Raw genomic sequence first — 19583 nt, 5'->3', positions numbered from 1 at the left:
GTAGCGGCATCGATGAATGAGAGGCGACCGGCCGCGGTCAGCCGGCGATCCGCGCGATCCGCGCGGTATCCATATAATCCCGGAACAGGGTCACTTCCCCGTCCCGCACGTGCACCACGTTTACCGAGGTGCGAACTCGCGCTCGCGGCGCGCCCGGCAGCGTCATATCCACCTCGTTTTCCACGAAAAGCACTCCGTCCGAGCTGGATTCGTAGACCGTGGGATAGACCCCGTGCACCTCGACACCCGACCGGCCCGACCAGCGTTGCGCGAGGTGTTCGCGGATCGCCTCCCGCCCCTCGAGCCGCTCCGGCATCCCCGGAATCGGGAACGGGATCTCGAATACCGCATCGGGGGCGAGCGCCGCGACGAAGGCGTCGGCATCACGCGCCGGCAACGTCGCGAACAGGTCCTCGACCACCTGGCGGGCACTGCGCACCGAACTGGAAACCATGACAAACTCCCTCGGTTAGAAGCGGAACGTACGCCCCGTTTATAATCCGGAACGCACGCCCCGTTTGTCAACGGATAACCGGGTAGACTCGCGCTGTGGCGGAGAAACAGTTAGTGGACCCGGCGGCCGAACCGCGCCGCGCCCTGCGCGCCGACGCCCGCCGCAACCGGGAGCGCGTACTCGCTGCTGCCAGGGAAGCCTTTGCCGCCGAAGGTATTTCGGTCCCGCTGGACGAGATCGCGCGCCGCGCCGGAGTGGGACCCGGCACCGTCTACCGCCACTTCCCCACCAAGGAAGCCCTGTTCCACGCCGCCATCGTCGACAACATCGAGCGAATGGTCGACTACGCGCGCGGACTCGAAGCCGCCGACGATCCGGGGGCCGCCTTCTTCGACCTGCTGGACCACATGGTCGCCGAGGGTGGGGTCAAGCGCGATCTCGCAGATGCGCTGGGCGGTCACCAGTCGATCGAAATCACCGGCCCCACAAAGGAATTCCAGGCCGCGATCGCCCGGTTGCTGCGGCGCGCCCAGGATTGCGGCGCGATCCGCGACGATATCGACTTCGACGATCTGATGCGGGTGCTGAAGGGCGCCTTCGCGGGCACGCACACTGCTACCGGCGAGCAGCGAGCCCGCGCTTTCGCCGTCGTCTTCGACGGACTCCGGGCCCGCAGCGAACCGGCCGGCTGAGCCTCCGAACGCGACCGGCTGAGCGCCCGCAAGGAAAACGGGCCGCCCGCAATCGGACGGCCCGTTCGAAAATGCAGTGTCAGCGCTGCGCGAGCAGAACTTCCGCGATCTGAATGGTGTTGAGCGCGGCGCCCTTTCGCAGGTTGTCACCCGAGACGAATAGCGCCAGGCCACGCCCCTCCGGCACGCCCGGATCCTGGCGGATCCGGCCCACCAGCGACTCGTCCTTACCGGCCGCTTCCAGCGGCGTCGGAACGTCGACCAGTTTCACACCGGCCGCGTCGGCGAGCAGTTGCTTCGCCCGCTCCACCGAGAGCGGCCGCGCGAATTCGGCATTGATCGACAACGAATGCCCGGTGAAGACCGGCACGCGCACACAGGTACCGCTGACCAGCAGGTCGGGCAGACCGAGAATCTTGCGGCTCTCGTTGCGCAGCTTCTGGTCCTCGTCGGTTTCACCGGAACCGTCGTCGACGAGCGAACCCGCCAGCGGCAGCACGTTGAACGCGATCGGCGCGACGTACTTGTTCGGCGCGGGGAACTGCAGGGCGCTGCCGTCGTGGGTCAGCTTCTCGGCGTCCCCGATCACCGCGCGGGCCTGCGTGGCCAGCTCCTCCACACCGGCCAGCCCACTCCCGGAGACGGCCTGGTAGCTGGAGACGATCAGTCGCTGGAGTCCGGCCTCGTCGTGCAAGGGCTTGAGCACCGGCATGGCGGCCATCGTGGTGCAGTTCGGATTGGCGATGATGCCCTTGACCAGATTGCGGGTCTGTTCGGGATTCACCTCGCTGACCACCAGCGGCACCTCGGGGTCCTTGCGCCACGCCGAGGAGTTGTCGATGACGGTCACGCCCGCGGCCGCGAACCGCGGCGCCTGCACCCGGGACATGGTGGCGCCTGCGGAGAACAGGGCGATATCCAGTCCGGACGGATCCGCGGTCTCGGTGTCCTCGACCACGATCTCGCCGCCGCGCCAGGGCAACTTCTTCCCGGCCGAACGCGCCGAGGCGAAGAATCGCACCTCGTCGGCGGGAAAGTCGCGCTCCTCCAGCAGTTTTCGCATGACGGCGCCGACCTGCCCGGTCGCACCGACCACACCTACGCGTACACCCATGGTTTATCGCCCCGATCCCGCGTGCACGACCGCGACCTCGTCGCCGCCCAGGTCGAACGCCTTGTGCAGCACCTGCACGGCGCCGTCCAGCTCGGTGTCCTTGACCAGCACGGAGATGCGAATCTCGGAGGTGGAGATGAGGTCGATGTTGATACCGGCCTTGGCCAGCGCCTCACAGAAGGTGGCGGTGACGCCGGGGTGGCTCTTCATACCCGCGCCGACGAGGGAGACCTTGCCGATGTGATCGTCGTAGAGAACCTGGCTGAAGCCCAGTTCGCTCTGGCGCTTGGTCAGGAACTCCACCGCGCGCGGCCCGTCGGCCTTGGGCAGGGTGAAGGTGATGTCGGTCTTACCCGTCTCGACCTTGGAGATGTTCTGCAACACCATGTCGATGTTGATCTCGGCGTCGGCGATGGCCCGGAACACCTTGGCCGCATAGCCCGGCTCGTCCGGCAGGGCCACCACGGTCACCTTGGCCTCGCTGCGATCGTGCGCGACGCCGGTGAGAATTGCGTCCTCCAAGGGGATGTCCTCCATCGATCCGTAGATATAGGTGCCCTTGCGGTCGGTATAGGACGACCGCACATGCACCGGAACGTTGTAGCGGCGGGCGTATTCGACGCAGCGCAGCATCAGCACCTTGGCGCCGGTGGCGGCCAGCTCGAGCATTTCCTCGAAGCTCACCTGCTCGAGCTTCTGCGCATCCGGCACGATCCGCGGATCGGCGGTGAACACGCCGTCGACGTCGGTGTAGATCTCGCAGACGTCGGCCTCGAGCGCGGCGGCCAGGGCGACCGCGGTGGTGTCGGAGCCGCCGCGGCCCAGCGTGGTGATGTCGCGGCTGTCCTGCGAGACGCCCTGGAAGCCCGCGACCAGCACGATCAAGCCCTCGTCGAGCGCATCGCGGACCCGGGAGGGGGTCACGTCGATGATGCGGGCGTTGCCGTGGGTGCCGGTGGTGATGACTCCCGCCTGGGAACCGGTGAACGACCGGGCCTCGGCGCCGAGCGAGTGAATCGCCATGGCCACCAACGCATTCGAGATGCGCTCACCGGAGGTCAGCAGCATGTCGAGTTCGCGGGCCGGCGGCGCGGGCGCCACCTGCTGGGCCAGGTCGAGCAGTTCGTCGGTGGTGTCACCCATTGCCGAGCACACGACGACCACGTCGTGCCCCTGCTTCTTCGTCTCGACGATCCGCTCAGCGACGCGCCGGATCCGCTCGGCAGACTCGAGCGAAGATCCTCCGTACTTCTGAACGACGAGAGCCACAGTGGGGTCCTCCAAGATCGACTAGCTGCTGTTACAGCCAATAAGACTACCGATCGGAGTCCGCTCGGTGGCGGGCTACCTCCGAGCGGCCACCGGGATCGGGCGGCCCGGCCCACCGAATTCGCCACGCCGACCAGCGGCGATCCCGTTCCGGAGCGGCGGTACGGTGCGCGGTCGCGGCGGCAGAGCCCGTGCGGCGCATCGGAATCGGCGCGCACAGCCCCGTTCATCAGCGGTTTTCCGGGTCCGCCGGCGCCCGGCGCCCCGTCCCGGCACAACAGCCGGCGTACCGGTGTGAGTAATCACACCGACCGGTTTAGCACCCGGTCGGCGAACCCCTTCGCGCGAGTCGACGATGCACGCCGCGGCGAAAGCGCACGATGGGCCTATGAAGAGCATCGAAATCGAGCTGCACACCGGCGATCGGGAGGTCGTGCACGACCTGACGCCGCAGTGCGCCACGTTTCTGCGCGAGGCCGGCGGCGGCGACGGATTGCTGCACGTCTTCGTCCCGCACGCCACCGCCGGCGTGGCCCTGATCGAGCTCGGCGCGGGCAGCGACGACGATCTGCTGCGCGCCCTGCGCGACCTGCTGCCCGCCGATGATCGCTGGCGCCACGCCCACGGCTCGCGCGGGCACGGCCGCTCGCACGTCATGCCCGCGCTGATCGCCCCCTACGCCACCGTGCCGGTCCTGGGCGGCGAGCTGACCCTGGGCACCTGGCAGTCGATCGCCTTCGTGGACCTCAACGTCGACAACCCGATTCGCCGGGTGCGCCTGTCCTTCCTGCGCGACGCCGGTTGATCGCGGCCGCCTACCGGCGGGGCACGTCAGCCGCGCTCGAACCAGGTGATCTGCGCGCCGTTGCCGAATTCGCGGCGTTGCACCGGCGTGAACGCGGTCGGCCGGAAGTTGCCGGTGAACGCGCTGATGCCGGCGCCCGCGACCACCGGATAACTCTTGATGATCAACTCGTCGATCTCGTCGACGAGCGCGCCGGCCAGTTGTCCCCCGCCGCACAGCCAGATGTCCTTGCCGTCCTGCTGCTTCAGGCGACGCACCAGGGCTACCGGATCGCTCGGAACCAGCTCGACCTCCGGATCGTCGACGCGATCGAGCGTGGCCGAGACGACGTACTGCTTCAGATGGGGATAGGGGCTGGCGATGCCGGCCGACAGCGCGGGTTCGTAGGTGCCGCGCCCCATGAGGATCGTGTCCCATTCCTTGTTGGGTTCGTCCACGGCCATTCCGAAGTGCGGGCGAATGTGCGCGGGAACCGACTCCGGATAGCGCCCATTGACGAATTCCGCCATGTCCTCGGCCACGGGATAGAAGTCGTACTCCCCACCCGGCCCGGCGATGTAGCCGTCGAGCGAGACGCCGACGAAGTAGAGGAGCTTTCGCATACCGATACCGCCTTGTTTGTTGCACTCTAACTGTAGTGGTTGAAACATAGTACTACAGCTAGAGTGGTGTCAAGCGGATTAGAAAGTTGCCGCGCGCCGATTCGGATGGATCGCAAGGATTAGCGATTCGGGCGGCTGGGAACTAAGACATTGACTTGTGAGCAGTATCACATCAAACGATAATGGCGGTCATGCAGGCGCATGTAGGTGATCACATTCTCGTCCACAGCAATGCTGTGGGAATGCCCGAACGCACCGGCGAAATCATCGAGGCGCGCGGCATCGACGGCGCCCCGCCCTACGTCGTCCGGTTCGAGGACGGGCACGAAAGTCTGGTCTTTCCCGGGCCGGACTGGGAGGTCCTTCACCACCGGTAGCTGTGCGGACGAGGATCGTCAAGCCCCCTTTCCCACCCGGGGGCAGTCCCTTTTCGGGCAAGTGACCATGTGCCCGGCAATCGTCCGGCCATCGGCGGCACACCCCGACGTCGAGCACGCTGCCGACGGGCCCCGGCAGCGCGACCGCAAACCCGGCACGCCCGACCGAACCGAATCAGACTGGTCGGTCTCTGTAACTCCGGGAACAGACCACACGGTTGACGACCGCGTGTGACGGCGGAGACAATCGGCCGAAGCAGTGGAGGGCAAGACATGCGCACGAAGACCGATCACCGATTCATCATCGATGTCGAACCCGATCAGGTTCAGGAAGCATTGCTGGCCGTCGAGCGGATCCCCGAATGGTCGCCTGCGCACCGTGACGTGCGCGTCGCGACCCGCGACGAGTTCGACCGTCCCCGCCGCGTCTACGCCACGGTGACGACCCTCAACAACTCCGACCGTCAGGTCCTCGAATACACCTGCACCCCGGAACGCATCTCCTGGGAAGTGGTGGAGAGCGCCGCCGGTGGCGGTGGCAAGGGCTGGTTCGACATCGAGGAGACCGACGAGGGCACCGAGGTCTGGTACCACTCCGAGATCCATCTGCCCATCCCCGTCCCCGGTCTGCTACTCAAGCGCACGCTCTCGCGGGCCAACGACGAGGCCGTGCACAACCTCATCGAGTACATCGAGAAATTTCCCTTCGGCGAGAACTACGAGGTCGGCTGACCGAGAGGTTCGCCGTCGCGGGCGCTGACGTCGGCTTCCTGCCACGATGTGCGAATGACCGGTGTCAGACGCACACGCATTCAAGCGGTCACCGAGGACGCCTCGGTAACCCAGCTGGAACTCTTCTTCGACCTCGTCCTGGTCTTCGCCTTCACTCAGGTGACCGATCTGGCCGCGCACGACGTCACCGCCCTCAACATGCTGCGGGCCGCGCTGGTGTTGGCGGTGATGTGGTGGGTGTGGATCGCCTATGCCTGGCTGGGCAATGTGGTGAAGGCCGACGAGGGGGTGGCCCGGGTGGCGATGTTCGCGGCCATGGGCGCGGGACTCATCGTGGCCGAGGTGATTCCCGAGGCGTTCCACGACATGCCGGGCGGCTGGTACGGACCGCTCGTGTTCGCCATCGGTTACCTCGTGATCCGGCTGGTCCATCTGGCGATGTTCTGGCTGGCCAGTACCGAGGACCGGCAGTTGCGCGGGCAGGTGGGCCGCTGGGCCGGCGGCTCGATCACCATCGGCACCGCGCTGCTGATCGTGGCGGCCGTCGAACACGGCACCGTGCAGATCGTGCTGTGGATCGCGGCCATCGCCGGCGATATGGTCTGGACCTTCTTCGCCGGCAACGACTGGCGCGTGAATTCGGCCTCGCACTTCGCCGAGCGGCACGGCCTGATCGTGATCGTCGCGCTGGGCGAATCGATCGTCTCCATCGGCGTCGGCGTGGCCGGACTGCCGATCTCGTGGCCGATCACCGCGGGATCGCTGCTGGCACTGGCTGTTTCGGGCCTGCTGTGGTGGGCCTACTTCGACGTCGCGGCGACCGTCGTGGAACGCGCGATGACCGAGGCCTCGGGCTCGCGCCGGATCCAGATCGCGCGCAATTGCTACACCTTCTGGCATTTCCCGATGGTGGCCGGCATCGTCGCCATGTCGCTCGGATTGAAGAAGACGCTCAACTATCTCGGTGGGGCGGCCGGGCATACGCTGCACGATCGGCTGCAGGGCATTCCACTGTTCGCGCTCTACGGCGGCGTGGTGCTGTACCTGCTGGCGCTGGTGGGTTTCCGGCACTACGCGACCCGGGTGGTGCTGTGGCCGCGCCTGGTCACCGCGGCCGTGCTGATCGCGCTGGTGCCGCTGGCCGGGCAGCTGCCGGCGATGGCCGCACTCGGACTGCTGTGCGCGGTGCTGACGGTGCTGATCGTCTGGGAGACAGTGCGTTACGCGCAACCGCGCGACGCGGTCCGGCACGCCCACTGAACCGGGTGCCGACTACCGCGATCCGAGATTCGGCGAAACACGCTGCTGCGGTTTGTGATCCACAGTTTCCGGCACGTGCCCGCCGTCGCGCACCGCGTCCCGCATCTGATTGATGTTCTCGCGCAGCACATCTCCGACCAGTTCGTCGGTGCGCGGGTCGGCCAGCACCTGGAAGACGATCCGGAAGCTGGCGTCGGCGATGCCGCGGATGATCTCCTCGTGGAAGGGCAGGTAGCGCACCCGCCCGACCGCCGGATCGTTCTTGATCAGTTCCAGGATCATGGCGTCGAGTTCGTCGCGGTTCTCCTCCAGCGCGGCGGCGATATTGCGGGTGTACCGGCCGCGGCGCAGCACATCGGCCACCTCCTCCAGCACGGCCATGGTGACCGGGCGCCGGACCGCGTCGACGATCACGGCGATCGAGCGGTTCACGACCGCGGCGGTGACCCGGTCACCGAAGGCCCGGTCGGCGACGCGCGCCAGCCGGACCAGGATCACGACGATGCGCAGCAATCGGAATCCCCGGAAGAACGGGCTGGTCACCGGGATCATGCCCAGGACCTCGTACCAGTAGACGAACGGGTAGGTCCACGACCAGTCCGCCCGCCGCCAGCGCCACAGGAATTCGAGGGCGAACACCGCACAGATCGACGAGTCGACCACCACGATCACGTGATATGTGTGCTGCGGCACGGTGAAGAAGGTGATCCAGGTGACCAGACCCACCGAGACCACGGCGAGAGCCAGCATCAGCAGATCGGTCCACAGCGCCGGCGGCTTGCGCGGATACTGCTCGGGCAACGGTCCAGCCGGGTACTGCGCCACAACGGTCCCTTCCACATCGAACGGGTACCCGCCGAGAGTAGCGGCCCCGACGGCGCCGGGAAGCCGCCACGAGTGCCCGTGCGGCGCGAATCAGTGCCCGGCGCGGATGATCGCCTCGACGTTGCGTTCGGCCAGTGCGGTGATGGTCAGCGACGGATTGGCCGCGCCGGTGCTGCCCGGAATCGCCGCACCGTCGACTACGTACAGCCCGGGATAGCCGTTGACCCGGCCGTAGTTGTCGGTGGCCAGGCCCAGCACCGCACCGCCGAGGGGATGTGCGGTGAACGGGGCATTGGCGTCGTAGCCGAGCGCCTGGTAGTCGAACAGAGCCCCCGACCGTTCGGCGATGCGCTGGTCGACCGCGCGGCAGGCGGCCACGATCCGGTCCTGGGCCGCACGCGGCCAGCTCAGTGCGGCGGCGTTGCGCGCGGCGTCGTAGGTGATGCGAGCACGGGTCGGATCGATCACCAACCCGAGCGAGGCCAATGCGCCGGTCTCCAGCGGAATTCCGGGGATGTACCAGCTTTCCAGTGTCAGCGGCATACCGGATTCGTCGAAGATCCGGCTGGCACTCGGCACGCCCTGGCCCAGGCCCGAGAGCCGGCTCTCACCGCGGGCCAGCGCGACGTCGCCGTTGGTGCCCCAGCCGTCGCCGACATGTTCGTCGAGGTTGGGCAGGGCGCCGGTGGCGCGGGCGCGGACCAGCAGCTCGGTGGTGCCGATGGACCCGGCGCCGAGGAACAGCTTGTCGCAGGTGAGCGTCCGGGTGCCCAGCACCGTGCCGGTCGGGTCGAGCTTGGTGACCTGCAGGACGTAGCGGTCACCGTCGCGGCCGATGCTGTCCACCCGATGCCCCGCGAACACCGACGAGCGGCCGGTGGCATGCGCGTACTTCAGGTAGTTCTGGTTGAGGTCGAATTTCGCGCCGTTCGAATTACCGAGATTGCTGCGGGCCGCGGTGGCCGAGGCGCGCGTGGCACCGGCCAGTTCGGCACGAACCGTATCCCATTTGAAGATGGACTCGTTGGGCTGCGGCTCGTATCCGGCCGCGCGCACCTGCTCGTCCCACATTCGGGAATGGGTGAACGGGGAAGAATTGTAGATGTCGGCGGGCATGACCGACAGGTTGAGCATCTGCCGCACACGCGGATAGTAGGTGCGCTCCAACTCGGTGTAATCGACTGTGCCACCGAAGATCTCGTCGAAATGCCGACGCTGCGGGGCGATCATGCACCCGGAGAAGACCACCGACCCGCCGCCCACGGCTGCCGCGCGCCACACATCGATGCCGTCGAATTCGGTGATATCCAGGACGCCGCCGAAATCGGCGAAACGCATGGCGACCTTGGTGACGCCGGTGAAGCTGGTGCGATGCCAGAAGCCGCGGCCGTCGGGCAGATCGTCACCGGTGAAGATCTCCCGCCACGGATCATTCGGCCAGCGCGACCCGCGCTCCAGCACGGTGTTGGCGATACCCGCCTCGGCCAGCCGCAACGCCGCGACCGCGGCGCCGAATCCGGATCCGATCACGATGGCTTCGGTATGCGCCGGAGGATCCGGCTGCGGGACGAAGATCTCGGAAACCCAGTTGCGGAACATCCCGTTCCACGCCGGATCGGCGGTGGCTGTTCCGGTCTCGCGCAACGCGCCCGTGGCACCCAGCAAAACCGCAGCACCGGCCGCCTGTAAAAAGGCACGTCTCCGCACCGGCCACCTCCCTCATCACGCATGGCCGCGCGCGAGATTACCGCCGAACTTCCTATCTCTCAACAGGATCGGCGCCGACGACCGCGCTGTTACATGCGCGATCGCTATATCACGTAGTAGAGGGTCTCAGGCGCGCAGACGTTCGCGACGCAGCCGGTCGACCTCGGGCAGGTCGAGCGGTTCCAGTTCGCGACCGCCGAGGGCCCGCGTGAGCAGGTGGTCGGCCAGTTCAGGGTTGCGGGCAAGTGCCGGGCCGTGCATGTAGGTGCCGATCACCGAGCCCTGCACCACTCCCTCGAGGCCGTCGCCCACACCGTTGCCGACGCCCTTGGTGACCCGGCCCAGTCCGGTCGCGTCCGCGCCGAGAGACGTTCCGCCCCGGTGATTTTCGAATCCGGTGAGCGGCTGGGTCAGGCCGGCGAGCAACGGTGTGGTGGCGACCTCGCCGATGGACCGGACCCGCTGCGGAGCGGTGGTCACGTCGAACAGGCCGACACCGTCCACGCGCTCGCCCGCGGAGGTTTCGTACCAGTTGCCCAGCACCTGGATCGCGGCGCAGATGGCAAGTACCGGAACACCTTTCGCGGCCGCGCGCTGCAGGCCGGGATAGCGCTGCAGATGCCGGGTCGCCAACCGCTGCGCGGAGTCCTCCGCGCCGCCGAGGGTGTAGATGTCCAGCGTCTCCGGCACCGGGTCGTTCAGCGTGATCTCCACGATCTCCGCATCGATGCCGCGCATGCGCAGCCGCTGCCGCAAGACCAGCGCGTTGCCGCCGTCACCGTAGGTCCCCATCACATCGGGCAGCACCAGCCCGATCCGTACCGTCGATTCAGCCATCAGTGCTGTCTCCTCTCGGGCATTCGCGGCTCGCTCCGTGGTTACGCAGGCTGCCGCCTCCGCTCGCGTCGCTCATGCCCGAGTGTCCAGATCGCGATTCAGATCCCGGAAGGCGGTGTAGTTGGCGAGCACCTCGACCCGTCCGGGCGGACAGGATGCGATGGCACGCAACGGATTCGGCACGGTGGTGTGCTCGACGCCGGCGTAGGTCAGCCGCACGCCCAGGTCGGTGGCGCGCTCGCCCGCCGCGACCACCTGGGTGCCCTCGAAGTGCTCGAAGCGCACATCCCACAGCCAGGACAGATCCTCGCCGTCGGGCACCTGGCCGTTGACCGCGATCACCAGACCCGTCGCCTCGGGGTCGATCATGGACAGCGCCTCCTGCCAGCCGGCCGGATTCTTGGCCAGCAGCAGCCGTGCGGAGTGCTCGCCGACCTGCACGGTGCGGTAGCGGCCGGCGATCTCGCGAACGGTTCCGGCGGCTTGCGCCGCGGTGTCGGCATGTCCGCCCAGCGCGACCGCCGCGGCCACCGCCTGCGCGGCGTTGCCGCGATTGGCGCGGCCGGGAAGGGCAAGGTGCAAAGGCAATTTCAGCCCGTCGGGCCTGCACAGATACTCCGCGTCGACCCACCACTGCGGTTCCGGCCGCCGGAAGTCGGCACCGGTGCTGCGCCAATCGGTGCCCTCCCAGACGATCGGCTCGCCGCTGCGCGGACAGCTGGTGGCGTCGACCGCCCAGCCACTGCCCGCCGACACCCAGACCACATTGGGGTGGTCGTAGGCGATCGAGGTGATCAGCACGTCGTCACAGTTGGCGATCAGCACGGTGTCGGGATGCCGGGCCATGCCCTCGCGCAGTTTGCGCTCGATCATGTTGATCTCGCCGACCCGGTCGAGCTGATCGCGGCTCAGATTCAGCAGCACCACCGCGGCGGGGTTCAGCGCATCGGCCACGTGCGGCAGATGCAGTTCGTCGACCTCGATGGCGGCCAGCGGCGCGGTGCGGTCGACGCTGAGCGCCGCGACGATTCCGGCATCCATATTGGCACCGTCGGCCTGGGTGACGACGCGGCCCAGTTCGGCCAGCGCGGCCGCGGTCATCCGGGTCGTCGTCGACTTGCCGTTGGTGCCGGTGACCAGCACCGTCCGCCGGTTGCGGCCCAGCTGGGTCATGATGTCGGGGGCGATCTGCAGGGCGATCAGCCCGCCGATCATCGACCCCTTACCGCGTCCGGCCTTCTGCGAGGCCCACGACGCCGCTGCCGCCGCCCGCAGCGCCAGCCGTCCGCGCACCGAGATGTCTGCCACCACGCGAGTGTATTGGTGGCGAGACACCCGCGCGCGAGCGGCCGATGTGATCTGCGACCGACAGGCAAGAGCCGGTCAGTAGAGCATCCGCCGGTAATTCTCCGGCGAGTAGTAGTCCCGCAGTTCCGCCAGCGATTCGGTGGTGTTGCGCTGGACTTCCTTCACCAGCACCGCATGGCTGGGGAGCGGGTCCTCCGGCCAGCGTTCGGGCCGCCACAGCTCGCTGCGCAGCAGCGCCTTGGCGCAGTGGTAGAAGATCTGCTCGATCGCCACCTCGACCGCGAGGATCGGCCGGTGGCCCTTGACCACCATCTCGTCGAAGTAGGGCGCGTCGCGCAGCAGCCGTGCCCGGCCGTTGACCCGCAGCGTCTCGTTGCGTCCGGGAATCAGGAAGAGCACGCCGACGTGCGGGTTGGACAGGATGTTGAAGTATCCGTCGCCCCGGCGATTGCCCGGCCGCTCGGGAATGGCCAGGGTGCGGTCGTCGATCACGTGCACGAATCCGGCCGGATCGCCCTTGGGCGAGGCATCGCAACAACCCTCGGCATCGCTGGTGGCGAGGACGGCGAACGGCGCGGTCGCGATCCACTCCCGATCGCGCGGATGCAGGCGCGTCCGTTCCTTCGTCGCAGCGCGCGGCGCCGGCTCACCGAGCAGTTCCCGAAGTTCGGCGGCGCTGGTGATCTCGCTCATCACCCCATTGAACGCGCGAGATCGGCCGCCCGCCACCTACATCGGGACGTCGAACATGTTCGGCCGGCCCGCGGCATAGCGCGCGCGGTCGGCCTGGCGCAGCGGCTCCAGCTGCGGCGCCCGATACAGCTCGAACAGCCGGCAGCGGGCGGCATTCGAACCGGCGACGTCCAGCAGCGCGTTCACCGCGGTGCGAGCCGCCTCGCAAGCGCCTTCCATCGTCGCGAGATCGATGTTCGTGCGTACGTAATCGCCCGCGAGGAAAAGGTTTTCCAGGGCTCCGTGCGCATTCGGGCGCGCCGCCCACGAACCGGCGGTGTTGATCAGCAGCGGGTCGGCGTTGGCGTTGCGGTTCTGCGCGGCGTCCCAGCTCACGCCGGTATCCAGGAACCACGACACCAGGTCCGAATCCTGCAGTGCGGCAGCGCCTTCCAGATGCTTCTGCAACTGCGCCCAGACCTCGCGGGCGATTTCGTCGTGGGTGCATTCGATCGCCGGCTTGCCGTACAGGATGCCGGGTGTATTCCAGTCCGAGATGTCGACCGACAGGCAGTCCCGAACCGAACCGTCACCTGATTCGGAAAGCTTTGTGCGCGACCAGAACTGGTTCTGCGCGATGGAGGTGAGCGACCACGGCGAGTCGACGTAGGCGGTATGGCCGCGGGCGATCTGGGTGGGGCGGCGCAGATAGAACTGCATTCCGCTCATCCAGTTCACGACCAGGCCGTCCATGGCCGCCAATTCCGGCTGCACGGCCAGAATGTCCGGCGTCCACAGTCCACGGGCGACCTCGACCGGTACCGCGAGCACGAAGTAGTCGGCGTCGACCGCCCGATCGCCACCGCTGCCGCCGGCCACCCGGGCACCCGAGATGCGCCGATCGCGCACGTCGAGCCCGCGCAGTTCGGCGGTTTCGAACCGCACCCCCAGGCCGCGCAGATGGGCCACCCACGGGTCGATCCAGGCCTCGTTGGTCGGCCCGTTCAGCAGCCGGTCCAGCGGTCCGTCGTTACCGGTCTCCAGCGGATTGCCGAGGAACTGCTCCCCCATGGAACCGATGGTCCGGGTACTGGCGTGATCATCTTTCGCCGCGACCAGCAATGTGGTGAGAGTGCGCGACATCAGCATGCGGAATTCCTGCGAGCGGCCGCGAGCGCCCACGAAATCGCGCCAGGCGAGTTTCTCCCACTCGCCGAAACGGCGATCGTCGCAACTGGTGTTGAAAACCAGCAACCGATTGGCGAAATACGCCGCATCGGTCATCGGCATCCTCATCGAGGTGGAGATCACCGAGGCGACCGTCTGGCGGAAATCGTCCGGAGTGGCCCACGGCTTTCCGGCGCGGCCCATCGGCAGGATGGTGTCGTCGGCGCCGGCGCGGGAGAAACGCGCCTCGGCGGCCGGGACCAGATTGTCCCAGACACCGTTGGCATTGCCCGCGAACGGAATTCGCCGCATGGTGTCGGGAATGTGGTGATAGAAACCGGGGAAGAAACGGAAACCGTGTTCGCCCGGCAGATCGGGCCGGCCGTCGCGGCCACTGCCCGCCACCGGAATGCTGCGCGCCTTACCGCCCAGCGCCCGGCGTTCGTACACCGTGACGTCGAATCCGCGTTCGGCCAATTCGTGCGCCGCGGTCAGTCCGGCGACGCCACCGCCGAAAATCGCGACCCGCCGACCGGGATCGGCATTCGCACGAATCGGGCGCACCATGGCGCCCGCGGTTATCACACCCGCGCCGGCCACCCCGCGAAGTACCGTCCTTCGCGAGACGGCCCCGTATTTTTCTGCCATCTATCGGGACCTCCACACCGCGGGTAACTGTATGCGGTGCGGCCGGGCCCCGTATCGATTGGGGTGACAATTCGCGCCGGGCACCAATTCGGTGGGAAGAATCCCCGGAATCGGCGCCCGGTGCGAATCAGTAGCCGTGCGGACCCGGATAGTGGCCCTGCGGGCCCGGGTACTGGGTCTGCGGCCCCGGGAAGGGTGGCTGCGGGACGTGGTATCCGAAATCGTCGGCGACCATGGCCGCCAATTCCAGCAGCGCCCGCCGGGTGGGCTTGCTGACCAGTTCCAGGTCGATCTCCGCGCCCTCGGCGAGATGATCGTCGAACGGCACCACCTGCACCGCGCGGGTGCGGTCGAGGAACAGTTTGCGCAACTGGTCCAGGTCCACGGTCGAGGCGCCGCGGCGGGAGGCATTGACCACCACCACGGTCCGCTCCACCAGCTTGCTGTAACCGTGGTGCTCGAGCCAGTCCAGAGTCGCCGAGGCACTGCGCGCGCCGTCGATGGCCGGGGAGGTGACCAGGATCAGCGAGCTCGCCATATCCAGTACGCCGGCCATCGCCGAATGCATCAGGCCGGTACCGCAGTCGGTGAGAATGATGTTGTAGAACTGCTGCAGAATGCCGATCGCGCGCCGGTAGTCGGCCTCGCTGAAGGCCTCCGAGACCGCCGGATCCTGTTCGCTGGCAAGCACTTCCAGTCGGCTCGGTGCCTGGGAGGTATGCGCCCGCACATCCGAGTAGCGGCTGATGTGCTGGTCCTCGAGCAGGTTGCGGACCGTCGAGCGGGTCTGGCGCGGCACCCGGTGGGCCAGGGTCCCCAGGTCGGGGTTGGCGTCGATGGCGATCACCCGGTCACCGCGCAGCGAGGCGAAGGTCGAACCCAAACCGACTGTGGTCGTGGTCTTTCCGACGCCGCCCTTGAGCGACAGGATCGCGATCCGGTAGTCGCCGCGCACCGGCTGGTTCACCCGATCCACCAGTTCGCGGTAGATCAGATCGGCCGACGATTCGCCCGGATTGATGGCGCCGCCGGTCACCTTGTGCACGGCGCGTCGCCAGCCGCTGCGCGGCGACCGCCGCGCCCGCTTGAGCAGGTTCAGGTCGTTGACCGAATTCCCCGGCTGCACGGGCTGGGTCATGTGCTGCGGCTGGAACGTCGATTGCGGCTGCTGCTGATATCCCTGCGGCAGTTGCTGTTGCGGTCCCGGACCGCCCTGCCAGCCGCCCTGCTGCTGCGGCGGTTGCTGCTGCGGCGGCATGTGCTGCGGCGGCGGAGCCGAGGGCAGCGGCGGTGGCGCCCAGCTGAAGATCTGGCCGCCGGCATCGGCGTCCGCGCCCTGCTGCTCGGGAACGGGCGGCGGTCCCTGCCGATCGTCGAAGACCCGGCGGACCATGCCGTCGGCGCCGATCTCCTGGCGGATCTCGCCGTACGGCGTTTCCTGCCGGACCTCGCCGTACCCGGATCCCGGCTCACCGGCGGCGGGCCGGAAGCCGCCCTGCTCACCGGGATTGCCCTGCACGGCGAAACCGCCCGGGTCGCCCGGATTGCCGTGCGGCGCGAATCCGCCTGGCTCACCGGGGTTTCCGGGCGGCGGGAAACCACCCTGCTCGCCCGGAGGCGCGAAACCGTTCTGCTCACCCGGAAATCCGCCCGGGGCGAAGCCGCCCGGTTCACCGGGATTCCCGGGCGGCGGGAAACCACCCTGCTCGCCGGGGAAAGCGGTCGGCGCGAAACCCTCCGGGCCGGGCCCGCCCGCCCACGGCGGCGGGAATCCGTTCGGATCTCCCGGCGGGGCGAACGGACCGGAATGGTCGTTCATCGGGAAGCCCGGCGGGGCGAAACCTTGATTCGGCGGATACGGATTCGCTCCCGGCGGCGCGAACGGCCCCGGTGCGAATCCCCCCTGCTCGGGCGGAGCGAAGCCGTCGGGCCCGAACTGCGGGCCGGGCGCAAACGTGGTCTGTTCGATACCGTCGGGCACCGGCGGAATGATCCCGGAGGCCGCGTGTTCGAATTCCGCGGATTCCTCGGCGGGTGCGCCGGTCGGTTCGGATTCGGACGTCACGCTCGCCGTCCCGTCGGATGCCGTTGTGTCCGCGTCGGATTCGTCCTGCGACGGCAGCGAGGTCGGATTGTCCTGTTCGGCAGCTGAATCGCCCATCCCCTGCCCCTGCAACCAAGGCGGTGAAGTGGAGTTGTCGTTAGTCGTCACGTTTCCCCCATCTGCTCGACAGAGTTCGAGCAGAGAGCTCGCGGCCAATGCGCCACAACGCTAGCACGCTGGCCGAATACGAGTCCCCCGGTGAACAGAGGCCGCACCCCGTACCGGACGAGTTGCCCCAGAACACCGCCCACCGCCTTCCCGGCGGTGGGCGGTCCCGGCTGTCGAGCAGGGTGTACGGATCAGCGCGCGCGCAGTGCGCGGTTCACCGCGGAGACGACCGCGCGCAGCGAGGCGGTCGTGATGGAGGTGGCGATACCCACGCCCCAGGTCACCTTGTCCCCGATCGCGCATTCGACATAGGCGGCGGCCTGCGCGTCGTCACCGGAGGACATCGCGTGCTCGGAGTAGTCGAGCACTCGCACGTCGTAGCCGATGGTCGCCAGCGCGTCGACGAACGAGGCCAGCGGGCCGTTGCCGGAACCGACGATCTCCTGTTCGGCCCCGTCCACCTTCACCACCGCGGTGATGGTGTCGGTGCCGGAATCGGTTTCGGCGGCGGTCATCTTCTGCCGGATGCGCTCCAGCGGCAGCACCGGGTTCAGGTACTCCTCGGCGAAGACGTCCCACATCTCCTTCGGCGTGACCTCGCCGCCCTCGCCGTCGGTGATCTTCTGAATCGCCTGCGAGAACTCGATCTGCAGCCGCCGCGGCAACACCAGTCCGTGGTCGGTCTTCATGATGTAGGCGACGCCGCCCTTGCCGGACTGCGAGTTCACCCGGATCACGGCCTCGTAGGTGCGGCCCACATCCTTGGGGTCGATCGGCAGGTACGGAACCTCCCAGACGATGTCGTCGACATCGGAATCGGAGGCGTCCGCCGTGTCCTTCATGGCGTCCAGGCCCTTGTTGATGGCGTCCTGGTGGCTGCCGGAGAAGGCGGTGTAGACCAGATCGCCGCCGTAGGGGTGGCGCTCGTGCACGGGCAACTGGTTGCAGTATTCGACCGTGCGGCGGATCTCGTCGATATCGGAGAAGTCGATCTGCGGATCCACACCGCGGGAGAACAGGTTCATCCCCAGGGTGACCAGGCAGACGTTTCCGGTCCGCTCACCGTTGCCGAACAGGCAGCCCTCGATGCGGTCGGCGCCGGCCTGATAGCCCAGTTCGGCGGCCGCGACCGCGGTGCCGCGGTCGTTGTGCGGGTGCAACGACAGCACGATCGAATCGCGGCGGGCCAGGTTGCGGCTCATCCACTCGATGGAATCGGCGTACACGTTCGGCGTCGCCATCTCGACCGTCGCCGGCAGGTTGATGATCAGCGGCTTCTCCGGAGTCGGCGCGATGATCTCGGACACCGCGTCACACACCTCACGGGCGTACTCCAGTTCGGTGCCGGTGTAGGACTCCGGGCTGTACTCGTAGCGCCAGTTGGTGTCCGGGTAGCGCTGCTCGATCTCCAGGCACAGCTTCGCGGCGTCGGTCGCGATCTTCTTCACCGCGTCGCGGTCGGCACGGAACACCACGCGACGCTGCAGGATCGAGGTGGAGTTGTAGAAATGGACGATCACATTGGCGGCGCCCTGGCACGCCTCGAAGGTGCGCTCGATCAGCTCGGGACGACACTGGGTCAGCACCTGGATGCTGACGTCGTCCGGGATCGCGCCGTCCTCGATGATCTCGCGGACGAAATCGAAGTCGGTCTGGCTGGCCGACGGGAAGCCGACCTCGATCTCCTTGTAGCCCATCCGCACCAGCAGGTCGAACATGCGGCGCTTGCGGGCGGGGCTCATCGGGTCGATCAGGGCCTGATTGCCGTCGCGCAGGTCGACCGCGCACCAGCCGGGCGCCCGGTCCACGACCCGGTCCGGCCAGGTGCGGTCGAAAGGAATCGGCGCAGCGTCGAATGCCGGGCTGCCGCCCGGGACCTCCTCGGCGAAGGGCCGGTACCGGAAGGTCGGCATCGAGGAGTTCTTCTGCTTGTTCCACGCGGGCTGATCGGCGGGCGCGGGTTTGGACGGCGCGGTGATGGTGCGCGTGCCGGATACGAAGGCGTCAGCGGGTGACATGGCGTTTCTCCGAGGTGTGGGTGGGTGTCCCAAGTATTGGGGTCGACCGGCACAGCTGAAACCCCGCGACGGGAGCCGGTCCGATTCAGACCCCGTCGCGGCGGCCGAGGAGGAGTGCCCGCTGCATGATGTCGGCCAGTTTACAGGTCGGGCCGCGGCGTGGAAAAGGAGCCTCGCCACACCGCCACGTAGCCTGGCCGGATGAGTTACGACCACGTGCTGCTTCCCGCGGGCATCGCCACCTCGCCCGATGCGGTGGAGACCTACCTGGCCGCGCAGCAGGGACGGCCGCAGACCGAGACCGTGGCGGCGATCGCGGCCGAGGTGAACCGGCGCAACGACGCCCTGCCGGAGGAAGAGGCGTTCCTCAGTGTCGCCACGGGCGGCGAGGGCACCGGCGGCGCGCTGTACGTCGCCGCCCGCTACGACGCCATCGGCCACGTGCGTAACCTCCTGTTCGAGCTCGCGACCCCGCGTGACTACGCGCTCTACGATCCGCAACTGAACTGGCTGATCGATCCGACCGATCGCATCGACGTCACCGTCACCCACGGCGGTGCGGGTGAGTTCCCCTATCTGACCGAGCGCCTCGCGCATCAGTGGATCACCGAACTCGGGGAACCGAATCCGTATCTGATCGTGGAGCGCGACGACCACGTCTATATCCAGACCTATCGCGACGAGCCCGGCCTGTACACGCTGGAATACCGTGACGGCGGTCCCGATCGGCATTTCGCGGTCCGGTTGGAGGACGGCCAGCAGGTGGCCGCACTCGTCTGGGACTGGACCACCGGAGACCGGAGCCGTCTCGACGCGATCGGCTGGGAGGCGGTGACGTTCTGATCGGTGACGTTCCGATCGGTGACGTTCCGATCGGAGCCCGC

18 protein-coding genes are annotated in these 19583 nt (G+C 67.8%); 6 read left to right on the top strand and 12 right to left on the bottom strand.

The genetic code is table 11. The annotated features are described in order from the left end of the window. Window positions 1-37: 37 nt before the first annotated feature. Window positions 38-454 carry a nuclear transport factor 2 family protein gene (locus NN2_RS05635; RefSeq protein WP_063011013.1) on the bottom strand — a complete coding sequence of 139 codons (417 nt, stop codon included), beginning with the start codon at window positions 452-454 and terminating at the stop codon, window positions 38-40. Window positions 455-549: 95 nt separating this feature from the next. On the opposite strand from NN2_RS05635, the gene NN2_RS05630 reads away from it, so the two are divergent. Beyond that, window positions 550-1146, top strand: a complete 597-nt coding sequence (locus tag NN2_RS05630) for a TetR/AcrR family transcriptional regulator (protein ID WP_227462939.1) — start codon at window positions 550-552, stop codon at window positions 1144-1146. Window positions 1147-1225: 79 nt separating this feature from the next. On the opposite strand, the gene NN2_RS05625 is transcribed toward NN2_RS05630, so the two are convergent. Continuing rightward, a complete protein-coding gene (locus NN2_RS05625) occupies window positions 1226-2260 on the bottom strand; it encodes an aspartate-semialdehyde dehydrogenase (RefSeq protein ID WP_030516480.1) in 1035 nt (344 codons plus the stop codon). Window positions 2261-2263: 3 nt separating this feature from the next. Beyond that, on the bottom strand, window positions 2264-3529 hold the full coding sequence (locus tag NN2_RS05620; RefSeq protein ID WP_030516481.1) for an aspartate kinase: 1266 nt from the start codon (window positions 3527-3529) through the stop codon (window positions 2264-2266). Between the two features lie 388 nt (window positions 3530-3917). On the opposite strand from NN2_RS05620, the gene NN2_RS05615 reads away from it, so the two are divergent. Beyond that, window positions 3918-4334: a secondary thiamine-phosphate synthase enzyme YjbQ gene (locus tag NN2_RS05615; protein WP_030516482.1), complete on the top strand. Its 417-nt coding sequence runs from the start codon at window positions 3918-3920 to the stop codon at window positions 4332-4334. A 26-nt stretch (window positions 4335-4360) separates the two neighbouring features. On the opposite strand, the gene NN2_RS05610 is transcribed toward NN2_RS05615, so the two are convergent. Beyond that, window positions 4361-4936 (bottom strand): dihydrofolate reductase family protein, encoded by a 576-nt coding sequence (locus tag NN2_RS05610; RefSeq protein ID WP_030516483.1) that lies wholly within the window; start codon window positions 4934-4936, stop codon window positions 4361-4363. 191 nt (window positions 4937-5127) lie between these two features. Here NN2_RS05610 and NN2_RS05605 point away from each other — a divergent pair, with 191 nt between their 5' ends. The 3 genes from NN2_RS05605 to NN2_RS05595 all read left to right on the top strand — a co-directional run bounded on the left by NN2_RS05605 (window position 5128) and on the right by NN2_RS05595 (window position 7305). After that, window positions 5128-5313 (top strand): DUF1918 domain-containing protein, encoded by a 186-nt coding sequence (locus NN2_RS05605; protein WP_063011072.1) that lies wholly within the window; start codon window positions 5128-5130, stop codon window positions 5311-5313. A 273-nt stretch (window positions 5314-5586) separates the two neighbouring features. Then, window positions 5587-6045 (top strand): SRPBCC family protein, encoded by a 459-nt coding sequence (locus tag NN2_RS05600; RefSeq protein ID WP_030516485.1) that lies wholly within the window; start codon window positions 5587-5589, stop codon window positions 6043-6045. A gap of 54 nt (window positions 6046-6099) precedes the next feature. Then, window positions 6100-7305: a low temperature requirement protein A gene (locus NN2_RS05595; RefSeq protein WP_063011009.1), complete on the top strand. Its 1206-nt coding sequence runs from the start codon at window positions 6100-6102 to the stop codon at window positions 7303-7305. Between the two features lie 12 nt (window positions 7306-7317). Here the strand turns inward: NN2_RS05595 and NN2_RS05590 are convergent, their stop codons facing one another. From NN2_RS05590 to leuA, 8 genes are all read right to left on the bottom strand, one after another. Further along, complete coding sequence (locus tag NN2_RS05590) at window positions 7318-8145, bottom strand: hypothetical protein (protein WP_063011007.1); 828 nt, start codon at window positions 8143-8145, stop codon at window positions 7318-7320. Between the two features lie 75 nt (window positions 8146-8220). Continuing rightward, entirely contained in the window at window positions 8221-9795 is a 1575-nt protein-coding gene (locus NN2_RS05585) for a GMC oxidoreductase (RefSeq protein WP_245658567.1), read from the bottom strand. 168 nt (window positions 9796-9963) lie between these two features. Beyond that, entirely contained in the window at window positions 9964-10674 is a 711-nt protein-coding gene (locus NN2_RS05580) for a type 1 glutamine amidotransferase (protein ID WP_063011003.1), read from the bottom strand. A 72-nt stretch (window positions 10675-10746) separates the two neighbouring features. Then, window positions 10747-11982 (bottom strand): MurT ligase domain-containing protein, encoded by a 1236-nt coding sequence (locus NN2_RS05575; protein WP_063011070.1) that lies wholly within the window; start codon window positions 11980-11982, stop codon window positions 10747-10749. A 75-nt stretch (window positions 11983-12057) separates the two neighbouring features. Further along, on the bottom strand, window positions 12058-12675 hold the full coding sequence (locus NN2_RS05570) for a pyridoxamine 5'-phosphate oxidase family protein (RefSeq protein WP_063011068.1): 618 nt from the start codon (window positions 12673-12675) through the stop codon (window positions 12058-12060). A gap of 36 nt (window positions 12676-12711) precedes the next feature. Next, on the bottom strand, window positions 12712-14469 hold the full coding sequence (locus NN2_RS05565; RefSeq protein ID WP_082856756.1) for a hydroxysqualene dehydroxylase: 1758 nt from the start codon (window positions 14467-14469) through the stop codon (window positions 12712-12714). A gap of 127 nt (window positions 14470-14596) precedes the next feature. Then, entirely contained in the window at window positions 14597-16630 is a 2034-nt protein-coding gene (locus NN2_RS05560) for a MinD/ParA family ATP-binding protein (protein ID WP_245658566.1), read from the bottom strand. 242 nt (window positions 16631-16872) lie between these two features. Next, a complete protein-coding gene (leuA, locus tag NN2_RS05555) occupies window positions 16873-18699 on the bottom strand; it encodes a 2-isopropylmalate synthase (RefSeq protein WP_063011001.1) in 1827 nt (608 codons plus the stop codon). A 201-nt stretch (window positions 18700-18900) separates the two neighbouring features. Between leuA and NN2_RS05550 the strand changes: the two genes are divergently transcribed. Continuing rightward, a complete protein-coding gene (locus tag NN2_RS05550) occupies window positions 18901-19542 on the top strand; it encodes a hypothetical protein (protein ID WP_063010999.1) in 642 nt (213 codons plus the stop codon). The last annotated feature ends 41 nt before the right edge of the window (window positions 19543-19583 follow it).

This window comes from Nocardia nova NBRC 15556 (assembly GCF_001613005.1).
In the GTDB taxonomy this organism is placed as follows: Bacteria; Actinomycetota; Actinomycetes; order Mycobacteriales; family Mycobacteriaceae; genus Nocardia; species Nocardia nova.
The sequence above is the reverse complement of the archived record's forward strand: the minus strand, read 5'-3'. Positions and strand labels throughout refer to the sequence as shown.